This window comes from Haemophilus sp. SZY H8 (assembly GCF_018829755.1).
GTDB lineage: Bacteria > Pseudomonadota > Gammaproteobacteria > Enterobacterales > Pasteurellaceae > Haemophilus > Haemophilus haemolyticus_K.
In genome coordinates, this window is sequence record NZ_JAHKJY010000002.1 from 25,053 (window position 1) to 38,235 (window position 13,183).

The window sequence follows — 13,183 nt, forward strand, 5'->3', positions numbered from 1 at the left end:
GCAATTTTACGCAAAATGACACAAAGCACAATGCAACATTTTATTAAACGGGCTAATCATTATGGCAAACAACGCACACCATTTTTCTTTCTCATTGATTTTGAAAAAGAAAAACCATTGATTTATCCTCTCGAAAATTCTGCACAACAAGGCATTTATTTTGATATTTTAGGGAAAAGAAATTGCACAATTTCTTCACAACCTATCCCTCTTAATTTTACCAAACATCCAATGCCCTTCTCGCGTTATCAACAAGGTTTTGAACTTGTTCAAAGTGAATTACAAAAAGGTAATTCTTATTTATTGAATCTCACCTACCCCACTGAAATTTCAGGTAATCTGTCACTTGAACAGATTTTTCATCAAACAAATGCTCCTTATAAATTGTGGTTACAAGATCAATTTGTTTGCTTCTCACCAGAATGTTTTGTCAATATTCATGACAACAGCATTTTTACTTACCCCATGAAAGGGACAATTAATGCATCTCTGCCCAATGCAGAAAATCAGTTACTCACAAATGAAAAAGAACAACGCGAACATTACACGATTGTTGATTTGATGCGTAATGATTTATCGATGGTCGCAGAAAACATTCGGGTGAAAAAATTTCGTTATATCGATCGCATCAAAACACAAAAAGGTGAAATACTGCAAACCAGTTCTGAAATTTACGGAAAGTTGAATGAAAACTGGCAAAATCAAATTGGAGATATTTTAGCGAAACTCTTGCCTGCTGGCTCCATAAGTGGCGCCCCAAAAGAAAAAACCACACAAATTATTCAACAAGCAGAAAAACAAAAACGCGGTTATTACACAGGAATTTTCGGCATATTTGATGGTAAAACACTACAAAGTGCGGTAGCAATTCGATTTATTTCTCAAATAGATGAAAAATTTTATTTTCATAGTGGAGGTGGAATTACCATTCATAGCAATGTGCAAGATGAATATGAAGAATTGTTAGAAAAAGTCTATTTACCGATTGAAGGGGCTCATTAATGTATCCTCTATTTGAAACCCTTTGTATTGAAAACGGGAAAATTCAAAATATCGATTTACACCAAGCACGATATGAACGTAGTTTGCATGAATATTATGGCAAAAGTGCGGTAAAAATTTTTAATCTTTTTTCACTCATTCAACTGCCAGCCCTCTTACAAAATCAATTAGTTCGCTGCCGCATTGATTACAATGCCGAAACCACACAAATTCAATATTTTGAATACTATCGAAAAATTTACCGTACTTTCCAACCTGTAATTTGTGACAATATCGAATATAGCTTGAAATATTCTGATCGCAGTTTAATTAATAAATTGTTTGATCAACGAGGCTCTTGTGATGAAATTATTATTATCAAAAATGGAAAAGTGACAGATTGTTCCATTGGTAATTTAATTTTCCGCCAAGGGAAAAAATGGTACACACCAGACTCGCCATTGCTTTTAGGCACACAACGAGAAAAATTATTACAAGAGGGGAAAATTCAAGAGCGCACAATATTCCAAGAAGATATTGTCAATTTTGATGAAATTAAAATCATTAATGCAATGAATACGCTCTAAAACGGGTATTACCTCTCTTTACAAAATTTTTTTAAAATTTTATATTGCCTAGCGACTTGGCTTAACATGACACTATAATCATAAGGAAAAATATGGCACAACCTCTCCAAACATCATTAAAACTCACTTTACTTCTTGGACTAGCTGTACTAAGTGCTACCTCTACCGCTCAAGCTGCAGGTAAACTTACCGTCTATTGCAGTGTTCAAAATACAACTTGTGAACAAGTGACAAAAGCATTTGCTCAAAAATATCAAATAGAAACACAGTTCATTCGTAATAGCACAGGGACCATTTTAGGTAAAATCAAGTCTGAAAAAGAAAATCCTCAAGCAGATGTTTGGTATGGGGGCACTATTGAACCGCATTTACAAGCAGCCGAGTTGAACTTGCTTGAAAAATACCGCTCCCCAATACAAAAACAGATTATGCCCAAATTCAAATCCTTAATGGCTCAGCGCGGTGATTTCACATCTGTTATTTACCTAATGGAAATGGGAATTGGCATTAACACTAAAAAACTAGCCTCATTGGGGATTACGCCACCAAAATGTTTCGCCGATTTAACCAAACCTGAATTCAAAAATGAAATTCAATACGCAGACCCACGTGTTTCAGGAACCGGTTATTCGTTATTAAGCACGCTCATTTCTCTATGGGGTGAAGAGAAAACGAATGATTACTTAAAAGCCTTGGATCACAATGTTTCCCAATATACAAAAAGTGGGCTCGCAACTAGTTATTTGGCAACGGGTGATGTCGCAATTGATATAGGTTTCATGCTCAATTATGCTAAAGAAAAGAATAAAGGCGCACCCGTTGAAGGTGTTTTACCTTGTGAAGGTGTTGGATACGCATTAGGGGCTGCAAGCATTATTAAAGGGGCGCGTAATTTAGATAATGCAAAATTATTTATTGATTTCGTGTTAAGCAAAGAAGCTCAAGAAATCCCTTGGCGATTTGGCGATTCTTATCAGTTACCAACCAATATTTATGCCCAACCAGCACCAGGCTTTACACCTGCAGACAAACTTAAGCTTATAGATATGAATTTTATAAAATTTGGATCTGATAAAGAAGGTAAACGCTTGATTCAACAATGGATATCAGACATTAAAGAAAGAGGTTAAATATCCCTAAACAAAACAGGAAATAGAAGAGGTACATTACCCTATTTCCTGTTTTATATTAACTAAAATTTCAACCGCACTTTACCACAGTAAATATTCCCCCGCCCTTCTCTCGCAAACCCAATTAGGGTTAAATTATGCTCATTCGCCATTTTCACCGCCAAATCTGTAGCCGCAGAAATTGTCATTAACATCTCTATACCGCAAGCTATTGTTTTTTGAACCATTTCATAACTCGCGCGACTAGAGGCTAAAATAAATCCCTGAGGTTTATCAGTTTTTGCATACCAACCAAGTAGCTTATCTAGTGCAACATGTCGCCCTACATCCTCACGAATTGCAAGCATATTGCCTTGTAAATCAAAAAAAGCACAAGCGTGTGTCGCTCCTGTTTGTTGAGCAAGTTGTTGATGAATTTGTAATGTAGTTAAGCAACTATCTAACCGATTAATATCAAACTGAAAGGTTTGCTCTAATTTTGGGAAGTGTTTATAAACTTGATTAAGCTGCTCTGTACCACAAATACCACAACCAGTTCTCCCAGTAAGGTTTCGACGATGTTCTTTTAATGCCATAAATTTTCGACTAGAAAGTTCAATTTGAACTTCTATACCATTACAGGCTTCTATCACGTCAATACCATAAATATCAGAAGGTTTATCAATAATTCCCTCTGTTAGAGAAAACCCCAATGCAAAATCTTCTAAATTCTTTGGTGAGCACATCATCACGGCATGAGAAATATCGTTATAAACAAGAGAAACGGGGATTTCAACAGCAAGATCATCCTCTTTCTCGGTTAAAAGTGCGGTAATTTTTTCTTCTTTTTTATTTGTTCTAAACAAATAGATTGAGTGTCGTAAAAGCCAGTTCATTTCTTGTTATATCCATTACACGCATGTAACAATTTTGTTAAATTTGTTTCATTTTTATGATCTAGATCACTTATTTTTAGCAATCTAATGTAATTTGATTATAGATTTATGGTTAAAAAATCGTTATCCTTAGGCCCGCTTAAATTGGTGTTTTTTGCTATCGCCTTTTTATGTTACCTTTCGATAAGGCTATTTTATCGAAATCAATCAAATTATCTAAGCGAATTTTTTACTATCTAAAAATCTAAAACACATTAACGCTCACTGTTAATGTAAAGGAGTGATTATGCAGATCTCAAGAAGAAAATTCTTTAAGGTCTGTGCAGGTGGTATGGCGGGAACTTCAGCCGCAATGTTGGGCTTTGCGCCTACAAGTGCATTGGCTGCACCGCGTGAATATAAATTATTACGCGCATTCGAATCTCGTAACACCTGTACATATTGTGCCGTAAGCTGCGGTATGTTGTTATATAGCACTGGAAAACCTGCTGATACATTAAGTGGCCACACCAGCACAAATACTCGTTCTAAATTATTTCACCTTGAAGGTGATCCAGATCATCCAGTAAGTCGTGGTGCACTTTGCCCTAAAGGTGCTGGTGCATTAGACTATGTAAATAGTGAAAGCCGTTCTTTATATCCTCAATATCGTGCACCTGGTTCTGATAAATGGGAACGAATTTCTTGGCAAGATGCAATTAAACGCATTGCTCGCTTACTGAAAGACGATCGTGATGCTAACTTCGTTGAAAAAGATGCAAGTGGCAAAACCGTGAACCGTTGGACAACTACAGGTATTATGACTGCATCAGCCATAAGCAACGAAGCCGCACTACTGACTCATAAATGGGTGCGGATGTTGGGTATGGTACCGATGTGTAACCAAGCGAATACTTGACACGGACCAACGGTAGCAAGTCTTGCTCCATCATTTGGTCGCGGTGCGATGACAAATAACTGGGTTGATATTAAAAATGCCAACCTTATCATTGTTCAAGGCGGTAACCCTGCAGAAGCTCACCCTGTTGGCTTCCGTTGGGCAATTGAAGCAAAGAAAAACGGTGCGAAACTTATCGTTATCGATCCACGCTTTAACCGTACAGCCTCTGTTGCAGATTTACATGCGCCAATTCGTTCTGGTTCAGATATCGCATTTTTAATGGGTGTCATCCGTTACTTATTGGAAACAAACCAAATTCAACACGAATACGTTAAACACTATACTAATGCCTCATTCTTAATTGATGAAGGTTTCAAATTTGAGGACGGTTTATTTGTAGGTTACAACGAAGAAAAACGTAACTACGATAAATCTAAATGGAACTATCAGTTTGATGAGAACGGACAGGCTAAACGTGATATGACATTACAACACCCTCGTTGTGTCATTAATATCTTAAAAGAGCATGTTTCTCGTTATACCCCGGAAATGGTTGAACGCATTACAGGTGTAAAACAAAAACTCTTCTTACAAATCTGTGAAGAAATTGGTAAAACCTCTGCACCAAATAAAACGATGACGCATCTATATGCGTTAGGCTTTACCGAGCATTCAATCGGTACACAAAATATTCGTTCAATGGCGATGATCCAATTACTTTTAGGTAATATGGGTATGCCTGGTGGTGGTATTAATGCATTACGTGGTCACTCCAATGTGCAAGGTACAACAGATATGGGCCTATTGCCAATGTCTTTACCTGGTTACATGCGTTTACCAAACGATAAAGATACCTCTTACGAGCAATACATTAACGCGATTACACCAAAAGATATTGTTCCAAACCAAGTGAACTATTATCGTCATACCTCAAAATTCTTTGTTAGTATGATGAAAACCTTCTACGGTGATAAAGCAACCAAAGAAAATGGTTGGGGTTTTGATTTCTTACCAAAAGCAGATCGCTTATATGACCCGATTACCCACGTTAAATTGATGAATGACGGCAAATTACACGGTTGGATTTTACAAGGCTTTAACGTGTTAAACTCATTACCGAACAAAAACAAAACTGTTGCAGGAATGAGTAAGTTAAAATTCTTAATCGTGATGGATCCGCTTCAAACTGAATCCTCTGAATTCTGGAAAAACTTTGGTGAATCAAACAACGTGAATTCTTCAGAAATTCAAACTGAAGTCTTCCGCCTACCAACAACCTGTTTCGCAGAAGAAGATGGTTCAATTGTAAACTCAGGACGTTGGGCGCAATGGCACTGGAAGGGTTGCGATCAGCCAGGTGAAGCATTACCAGACGTTGAAATTCTTTCAATGATTCGTGAAGAAATGCATCATCTTTATCAAAAAGAAGGTGGTCGCGGTATTGAATCCTTTGAAGCAATGACTTGGGACTATGCTCAACCACACTCACCAAGTGCGGTAGAATTAGCCAAAGAATTAAATGGTTATGCGCTTGAAGATCTTTATGATCCAAACGGTAACTTGATGTACAAAAAAGGCCAATTACTCAATGGATTTGCACATTTACGTGATGATGGTACAACAACATCAGGTAACTGGTTATACGTTGGTCAATGGACTGAAAAAGGTAACCAAACCGCAAATCGTGATAACTCAGACCCATCAGGTCTAGGTTGCACCATTGGTTGGGGCTTTGCATGGCCTGCAAACCGTCGTGTACTTTATAGCCGTGCATCATTAGATATCAATGGTAATCCTTGGGATAAAAACCGCCAATTAATCAAATGGAATGGTAAAAACTGGAACTGGCATGATGTAGCAGACTATGGTACACAACCACCAGGTTCTGATACAGGACCATTTATTATGTCTGCTGAAGGTGTAGGTCGTTTATTTGCAGTTGATAAAATTGCAAATGGTCCAATGCCTGAACACTATGAGCCAGTTGAAAGCCCAATAGATACTAACCCATTACACGCTGCAGTGGTAAGTGATCCTACAGTACGTATTTATCCTGAAGATAAAGAATTTATCGGTTCAAATAAAGAGTTCCCATTCGTGGCAACAACTTACCGATTAACGGAACACTTCCATAGTTGGACTGCACAATCTGCATTAAATATCATCGCACAACCACAACAATTTGTGGAAATCGGTGAAAAATTAGCGGCAGAAAAAGGCATCCAAAAAGGCGATATGGTAAAAATTACTTCTCGTCGTGGCTATATTAAAGCTGTTGCTGTGGTTACAAAACGTCTTAAAGATCTAGAAATTGATGGACGTACCGTACACCATGTAGGTCTTCCAATTCACTGGAATATGAAAGCCTTAAATGGTAAAGGTAATCGTGGATTTGCTACTAATACCTTAACACCGTCTTGGGGTGAAGCAAACACGCAAACACCAGAATACAAAACATTCTTGGTGAATATTGAAAAAGTTGGGGAGGCATAATATGGCAGGAACTGCTCAAGGCGTTCAAACGCAAGACGTTATTAAAATCTCCGCAACTTCAGGCTTAACACCTGCACCACACGCGCGAGATCATAAAGTTGAAGTCGCAAAATTAATCGATGTTACTACCTGTATTGGCTGTAAAGCTTGTCAGGTAGGCTGTTCAGAGTGGAATGATATCCGCTCTGATGTCAATGCTCAGTGTGTAGGGATCTATGATAACCCTGTTGATCTCAATGCAAAAGCATGGACAGTAATGCGTTTTAACGAAGTAGAAGAAAACGATCGTTTAGAATGGTTAATTCGTAAAGATGGTTGTATGCACTGTGCTGAACCAGGCTGTTTGAAAGCTTGTCCATCACCAGGCGCAATCATCCAATACGCCAATGGTATTGTAGATTTCCAATCTGATAAATGTATTGGTTGTGGCTATTGTATTGCAGGATGTCCATTCAATATTCCTCGAATGAACCCTGAAGATAATCGAGTATACAAATGTACCCTTTGCGTGGATCGCGTATCTGTAGGTCAAGAGCCTGCTTGCGTGAAAACCTGTCCAACTGGTGCAATTCGTTTCGGTTCTAAGGAAGAAATGAAAGTATACGCAGAACAACGCATTGCTGAATTAAAAGCACGTGGTTATGAAAATGCGGGACTTTACGATCCTGAAGGTGTTGGAGGTACGCATGTAATGTATGTATTACATCATGCGGATAAACCGGAACTTTATTCAGGTCTTCCTAAAAACCCAAGCATTGATCCAAGCGTTACTTTATGGAAAGATGTGTTAAAACCAGTTGCGGCAGTGGCAATGGGGGGGTTAGCCCTTGCAGAAATCGCACACTACTTAACTGTTGGTCCAAATGTAGAAGAAGATGTGGAAGATCATCACCACGAATTTGAAGAAGAAAAATCAACTAAGGGGGAAAACCATGAGTAAAATTGAAATTAGCAACGATACTCGCGTTATCCGCCATAGAACGCCTGCGCGTATCAGCCACTGGATGTTGGTAATTTGCTTTTTTATGACAATGTTCACTGGGGTTGCCTTTTTCTTCCCAGATTTTGCGTGGTTAACAGAAATTTTGGGAACACCACAAATTGCACGTGCAGTTCACCCGTTCACTGGGATATTAATGTTCTTTGCTTTTATTTACTTAGCTTTATTATACTGGGATCACAATATTCCAGAAAAAAATGATATTCGCTGGGCAAAAGGCATATTAGAAGTATTAAAAGGTAACGAGCATGCTGTAGCTGATAATGGTAAATATAACTTTGGCCAAAAAATGTTATTTTGGACATTAAATTTAGCTATGGTGACATTATTAGTAACAGGCATCATTATGTGGCGCCAATACTTCTCACATTACTTCTCAATTCCAGTATTGCGTATTGCAATTTTGCTTCACTCATTAAGTGCTTTCATGCTATTCACTGGCATCCTAGTACATATGTATATGGCATTTTGGATCAAGGGCTCTATTCGTGGTATTGTTGAAGGATGGGTAACTGTTCGCTGGGCGAAAAAACACCATCCAAAATGGTATCGTGAAGAGGTGTTAGAAGCACTAGAGAATGACCTTATTAACGAAAAAAATGACAAAGGTGGGAAAACCAAAGTATTATTTAAAGGCTTTGGAAAATAACCCCCTAGTATGAAAAAGTGCGGTTAAATAACCGCACTTTTTATTAGTGACAATCAAGAGTATCTTATGAGTATTAAAATTCTTTCAGAGGATGAAATTAAACAAAAAAAGAACGCTTATGATGTTCCACCTGTTTTATTTGCGAATCCTAAAAACCTTTACCAGCGTCGTGCAAAACGTCTGCGTGATTTAGCGAAAGATCATCCACTAAGCGATTACTTAAATTTTGCTGCAGATATTGTAGAAAGCCAACTTTCTACATTAGAAAAAAATCCTTTACCTGCTCATCCATTTAAACAGTTAAATGAAATTGAGCCCTTAAATGCAAAAACTTTTCAACGAAATAATATTTGGAGAGAATATCTCGCAGAAATTATTCACGAAATAAAACCTAAAGCTAATGAACAAGTATTAGCAACCATTGAACAGCTTGAAAAAGCATCATCTTCAGAATTAGAAGATATGGCAACTAAACTTCTTACTCAAGAATTTAACTTAGTAAGTAGCGATAAGTCTGTTTTTATTTGGGCAGCCCTGTCCCTCTATTGGTTACAACTCACTCAACAAATTCCACATAATAGCCAACTGGAAAATACTGAAAATCTCCATCACTGCCCTGTTTGTGGCTCATTACCTGTCGCGAGTATTGTACAAATTGGTACATCACAAGGTTTACGCTACTTACATTGTAATTTATGTGAAAGTGAATGGAATTTAGTTCGCGCACAATGCACCAACTGTAATAGCCACGACAAACTCGAAATGTGGTCATTAAATGAAGAGCTCGCACTTGTCCGTGCCGAAACCTGTGGCAGCTGTGAAAGTTACTTGAAAATCATGTTCCAAGAAAAAGATCCTCATGTAGAACCAGTAGCCGACGATTTGGCTTCTATTTTCTTAGATATTGAAATGGAAGAAAAAGGTCTTGCACGCAGCGGATTAAATCCCTTTGTTTTTCCTGCAGAAGAAGCATAAAAAAATATAGCCTAGGATAAACATTCTAGGCTATATCATTTGTATCTATAAATAACAGGCCATTACTACGGCATTTTCTCGTCCACCACTGGGTTTTGGATAATAATTTTTTCGAATATCGACTTCATTAAAACCAATTTTTTCATACAAGAAACGAGCGGGGTTAGACTCTCTGACTTCTAGCCATAAAGTCTGAACAGCTTTTTCTTTCAACTGAGCGATTAACTCATTCAACAATAATTTCCCCAATCCATTACCTTGATGGGACGGTAAAATAGCAATATTAAACAAAGTTGCTTCATCCAATACTATTTGGCAAATAGCAAAACCGATAATCTGATCATTCTCAATTAATTTTAAATTGAGATAACGATCCCCTTGATTATTTTTTAACGTACCAAATGACCAAGGCACAAGATGTGCTTGCTGCTCGATTTCATACAATCGGTCGAAATCACTGGCTTCAATTTGAGAAATAATAGACATAATTAAGGCTGCTGAATTTGTTGCCACAACTCTCGTTTGGCTTGGTAATTAGATTGAAATTGTTGCCAACTTGGCGAGCGATAAACACGCTCAGCCTGCATGCAAAATGGTAAAGTGCGGTCAATTTGGTCGCTATTTTCTGATAATAACCAATAACAAATAAGCTGCTTACATTCGATATGCTGGATTTGATCGTAATTCAAACATAAGCAATCTTCTTTTTTAAGATCAAGGCTGAGTAGCACATCCGCCAACAAAGGCGAGCCACTTATATTTTCATCAGAAACAGTGATAAAGCGAATATTCTCCGCAACACTAATTCCTACTGAACCTTGTAGCACCTCTGGGCGATATAACGTCCACTGGGAAATGCCCATTTCTTGTAAAAGAAGATCGCGTCTATTCATATTAACGAGCAATACTATCAAATGGATAATCGACTAATGCCTTAATAATCGCACGTTCTTCAGCCTGTGTAGGTTCAACTTGGTATGACGTATAACTACGATAAGCAATTATATTTTTATCTTTATGCACTAAAGCAACATAACGTTTAAATTTATCACTGGCACAAGCATAATAATCATGAATATCTGATTTCACAGCCTGTAACTGGCAGGTCTCTTTATTTTTTGCAAAATAACGTTCGGTAATAGCTTTCTCATGAGAAACATCAGTTAAATAGAATGTATCACTTAATATGGCTTTACGTGCCTCGCTATTTTTACTTAATGCTAGACTCACAAAACGAGGATCATCACCTTTTACTGCTTGTGTTTGTTTCACATATTTCTCGCCATTGAATTCAATTTCGATGCCTTTAGCTGAAATACGCTGAAACTGCGCATCTAACTTTTGTAATACTTCAGTTTGAGCTTGCGTTAATACCGGCTTTGATACTTTAGATGCCTTTTGAGGCGTACCTTGAACAAGGTCGAGAACTTGACATCCAGATAGTAATGTTGCCATTAAGGCTGCAGAGAGAATTTTTTTCATAAAGGATTTTCCTAAAATAGTTTTAATCAATTTTTATTAATAATTTTGCTAAAATAGCGCGTAATTTTAACTAATAACCCACAGGATTCAAAGCGTGATTTCTCTAGAGAGCCAAGTTTTAGAACGACATCTTTCATTTTTTGATGGTAAATCAGTATTATTTGCTGGAGGTATTTCTGATAATTTTCCTAAAACATTAGCCTCTAAATGCCAATCAATCCAAATTTGGAGTTGCTATTTTGACTATGCAAGAACGCAAAGTGCGGTCAATTTTTCCGTTGAATTTCAAGGTCAAACTGATTTAATCGTTTATTATTGGACTAAAAACAAACAAGAAGTCAATTTCCAACTCCTTCAACTATTAGCTCAGGCGCCTATTGGCCAGGAAATATTAATTATTGGAGAAAATCGTTGTGGCGTGCGTTCAGTAGAAAAAACATTAGAACCCTATGGTGAAATAGCGAAAATTGACTCTGCTCGTCGTTGCGGTTTATATCATTTTTTACTACAAAATAAACCGCACTTTGAACTTAAAAATTTCTGGAAAACCTATCAACATTCAACACTTGAAAACTTAACTATATATAGTTTACCTGGGGTATTTAGTGCTGAGGAATTAGATATGGGCACTGAACTGTTACTTTCAACCATTGATAATAAAATAAAAGGAAAAGTACTTGATCTTGGCTGTGGGGCGGGAATAATTGGATCTATGATCAAAAAACGCGCTCCTAACGCACAAATTACCATGACTGATATTCATGCGATGGCATTGGAATCAGCGCGTAAAACACTTTCTGAAAATCAATTACAAGGCGAGGTTTACGCCAGTGATGTCTTTTCTGATATAGAAGGAAAATTTGATTTGATTATTTCGAATCCTCCATTCCATGATGGCATTGATACCGCCTATCGAGCAGTAACAGAACTCATCACGCAAGCAAAATGGCATCTCAATCAAGGTGGAGAATTACGCATTGTCGCCAATGCATTCTTGCCTTATCCCGAATTACTTAGACAACATTTCGGTGATTACGAAGTTGTTGCTCAAACAGGAAAATTTAAAGTGTATTCAGTTAGAAATTAACTACAATAAAGGCGGATTTTTCCGCCTTTATCATTAATGAGTAAATTCTCTTACTAATGAAAGCACTGTCTGAATATCAGAGGCAGACAACTGGCCTTCCTTTACAAATTTTACTTTACCATTTTTATCTAATACGATAATCGCACTTTCTTTGGCATTTAAAGCCCATGCATTTTTTACCGCACTTTTATCATCTAACACGACTTGGCTATGTGGATTCTCTACCTTGCCTTTCTCCGCACTACTTTTCACAAACATTCCTGTACCAACAATAGCATCATCAGCATTAATAATTGTTGTTGTTTGATATTTTGCAGGATTAAAATGTGACGCCTTAATTGCATCAATCATTGCTTGATTTTTCTCTTTTGCTGAAGTTCTTCCCGCTAAATGATGCACGATTCTCACTTTTCCCGGTAGCGTAGAAGATGTCCAAGATTGGAATACAATATCCTTTCCATTTAACACAATTTCCCCATAATCAGATACTTTCACAGCAGGTAACAATTGATCTATTTGTAAATTATGTGCAAACGTAGAACTGCTCAACATCGCTAACCCCAATCCCAGCACTAAAAAATTTTTTTTCACGTAATTTCTCCCAAAACTTTATCGAAAAAAAGCCCACCTTTGTTTATTTTGGCGAACTTGACATTTTTTGCTATACTCGCGCGCCTATTATATGCTAACCAAGAAGGAAAACCCAATGGATCAAATGCCTGCTTGTCCAAAATGCCAAAGTGAATACGTTTATCACGACACGGTTAATTTTGTATGCCCTGATTGTGGTAATGAATGGAATAGTAATGAACAAATTGAAACTGATGATGATCAACGCATCGTCAAAGATAGTAATGGTAATTTACTTACCGATGGTGATGATGTGCTACTCATTAAAGATCTAAAATTAAAAGGCTCATCAGAAGTATTGAAAAAAGGAACAAAATTCAAAAATATTCGCCTAGTTAATGGCGATCACAACGTAGATTGTGGCAAAATTATGCTTAAATCTGAGTTTTTGAAAAAAGCTTAATAAAAAAATAA

The 13,183-nt window shown here is 37.2% G+C and carries 14 protein-coding genes; 9 read left to right on the forward strand and 5 right to left on the reverse strand.

Translation table 11 applies throughout. The annotated features are described in order from the left end of the window. The first annotated feature begins 15 nt into the window (after positions 1-15). From KKW16_RS03110 to KKW16_RS03120, 3 genes are all read left to right on the forward strand, one after another. Positions 16-1,002 carry an aminodeoxychorismate synthase component I gene (locus KKW16_RS03110; RefSeq protein ID WP_140523175.1) on the forward strand — a complete coding sequence of 329 codons (987 nt, stop codon included), beginning with the start codon at positions 16-18 and terminating at the stop codon, positions 1,000-1,002. After that, the gene (locus tag KKW16_RS03115; RefSeq protein WP_065265232.1) at positions 1,002-1,568 is read left to right on the forward strand and encodes an aminotransferase class IV family protein; all 567 of its coding nucleotides are present in this window, start codon (positions 1,002-1,004) and stop codon (positions 1,566-1,568) included. The genes KKW16_RS03110 and KKW16_RS03115 overlap by 1 nt, the downstream gene beginning before the upstream one ends. Before the next feature lie 92 nt (positions 1,569-1,660). Beyond that, positions 1,661-2,698, forward strand: coding sequence for an ABC transporter substrate-binding protein (locus tag KKW16_RS03120; protein ID WP_048953720.1), 1,038 nt, complete (start codon positions 1,661-1,663; stop codon positions 2,696-2,698). Positions 2,699-2,760: 62 nt separating this feature from the next. Here the strand turns inward: KKW16_RS03120 and fdhD are convergent, their stop codons facing one another. Continuing rightward, positions 2,761-3,573 (reverse strand): formate dehydrogenase accessory sulfurtransferase FdhD, encoded by an 813-nt coding sequence (gene fdhD, locus KKW16_RS03125; RefSeq protein ID WP_048953722.1) that lies wholly within the window; start codon positions 3,571-3,573, stop codon positions 2,761-2,763. 286 nt (positions 3,574-3,859) lie between these two features. Here fdhD and fdnG point away from each other — a divergent pair, with 286 nt between their 5' ends. The 4 genes from fdnG (at position 3,860) to fdhE (ending at position 9,570) form a co-directional block, all read left to right on the forward strand. Continuing rightward, complete coding sequence (gene fdnG / locus KKW16_RS03130) at positions 3,860-6,946, forward strand: formate dehydrogenase-N subunit alpha (protein ID WP_152683495.1); 3,087 nt, start codon at positions 3,860-3,862, stop codon at positions 6,944-6,946. A gap of 1 nt (position 6,947) precedes the next feature. After that, positions 6,948-7,886, forward strand: a complete 939-nt coding sequence (gene fdxH / locus KKW16_RS03135) for a formate dehydrogenase subunit beta (RefSeq protein ID WP_048953725.1) — start codon at positions 6,948-6,950, stop codon at positions 7,884-7,886. Then, positions 7,879-8,595, forward strand: coding sequence for a formate dehydrogenase subunit gamma (locus tag KKW16_RS03140; RefSeq protein WP_048953726.1), 717 nt, complete (start codon positions 7,879-7,881; stop codon positions 8,593-8,595). The genes fdxH and KKW16_RS03140 overlap by 8 nt, the downstream gene beginning before the upstream one ends. Before the next feature lie 66 nt (positions 8,596-8,661). Further along, complete coding sequence (gene fdhE / locus KKW16_RS03145) at positions 8,662-9,570, forward strand: formate dehydrogenase accessory protein FdhE (protein ID WP_140523183.1); 909 nt, start codon at positions 8,662-8,664, stop codon at positions 9,568-9,570. Between the two features lie 45 nt (positions 9,571-9,615). On the opposite strand, the gene rimI is transcribed toward fdhE, so the two are convergent. From rimI to KKW16_RS03160, 3 genes are read right to left on the reverse strand one after another with little or no spacing between them, the layout of a single operon-like run. Continuing rightward, entirely contained in the window at positions 9,616-10,056 is a 441-nt protein-coding gene (gene rimI / locus KKW16_RS03150) for a ribosomal protein S18-alanine N-acetyltransferase (protein WP_048953730.1), read from the reverse strand. 2 nt (positions 10,057-10,058) lie between these two features. Beyond that, entirely contained in the window at positions 10,059-10,463 is a 405-nt protein-coding gene (gene holD, locus KKW16_RS03155; protein WP_048953732.1) for a DNA polymerase III subunit psi, read from the reverse strand. Between the two features lies 1 nt (position 10,464). After that, positions 10,465-11,052, reverse strand: coding sequence for a YdgH/BhsA/McbA family protein (locus KKW16_RS03160; protein ID WP_048953733.1), 588 nt, complete (start codon positions 11,050-11,052; stop codon positions 10,465-10,467). A gap of 94 nt (positions 11,053-11,146) precedes the next feature. Between KKW16_RS03160 and rsmC the strand changes: the two genes are divergently transcribed. Beyond that, the gene (gene rsmC / locus KKW16_RS03165) at positions 11,147-12,139 is read left to right on the forward strand and encodes a 16S rRNA (guanine(1207)-N(2))-methyltransferase RsmC (protein ID WP_048953734.1); all 993 of its coding nucleotides are present in this window, start codon (positions 11,147-11,149) and stop codon (positions 12,137-12,139) included. 33 nt (positions 12,140-12,172) lie between these two features. Here rsmC and KKW16_RS03170 read toward each other — a convergent pair whose 3' ends face one another. After that, positions 12,173-12,730 (reverse strand): YtfJ family protein, encoded by a 558-nt coding sequence (locus tag KKW16_RS03170; protein WP_080351569.1) that lies wholly within the window; start codon positions 12,728-12,730, stop codon positions 12,173-12,175. A gap of 115 nt (positions 12,731-12,845) precedes the next feature. Here KKW16_RS03170 and KKW16_RS03175 point away from each other — a divergent pair, with 115 nt between their 5' ends. Next, positions 12,846-13,172 (forward strand): zinc ribbon domain-containing protein YjdM, encoded by a 327-nt coding sequence (locus tag KKW16_RS03175; protein WP_048953736.1) that lies wholly within the window; start codon positions 12,846-12,848, stop codon positions 13,170-13,172. Positions 13,173-13,183 lie beyond the last annotated feature (11 nt).

What these genes read in the sequence shown, in the direction of transcription:
- KKW16_RS03140 (WP_048953726.1), top strand. Translation starts at nt 7,879, where the DNA reads ATGAGTAAAATTGAAATTAGCAACGATACTCGCGTTATCCGCCATAGA.
- rimI (WP_048953730.1), bottom strand. Translation starts at nt 10,056, where the DNA reads ATGTCTATTATTTCTCAAATTGAAGCCAGTGATTTCGACCGATTGTAT.
- KKW16_RS03120 (WP_048953720.1), top strand. Translation starts at nt 1,661, where the DNA reads ATGGCACAACCTCTCCAAACATCATTAAAACTCACTTTACTTCTTGGA.
- KKW16_RS03115 (WP_065265232.1), top strand. Translation starts at nt 1,002, where the DNA reads ATGTATCCTCTATTTGAAACCCTTTGTATTGAAAACGGGAAAATTCAA.
- holD (WP_048953732.1), bottom strand. Translation starts at nt 10,463, where the DNA reads ATGAATAGACGCGATCTTCTTTTACAAGAAATGGGCATTTCCCAGTGG.
- fdhE (WP_140523183.1), top strand. Translation starts at nt 8,662, where the DNA reads ATGAGTATTAAAATTCTTTCAGAGGATGAAATTAAACAAAAAAAGAAC.
- fdhD (WP_048953722.1), bottom strand. Translation starts at nt 3,573, where the DNA reads ATGAACTGGCTTTTACGACACTCAATCTATTTGTTTAGAACAAATAAA.
- KKW16_RS03110 (WP_140523175.1), top strand. Translation starts at nt 16, where the DNA reads ATGACACAAAGCACAATGCAACATTTTATTAAACGGGCTAATCATTAT.
- KKW16_RS03160 (WP_048953733.1), bottom strand. Translation starts at nt 11,052, where the DNA reads ATGAAAAAAATTCTCTCTGCAGCCTTAATGGCAACATTACTATCTGGA.
- KKW16_RS03175 (WP_048953736.1), top strand. Translation starts at nt 12,846, where the DNA reads ATGGATCAAATGCCTGCTTGTCCAAAATGCCAAAGTGAATACGTTTAT.
- fdxH (WP_048953725.1), top strand. Translation starts at nt 6,948, where the DNA reads ATGGCAGGAACTGCTCAAGGCGTTCAAACGCAAGACGTTATTAAAATC.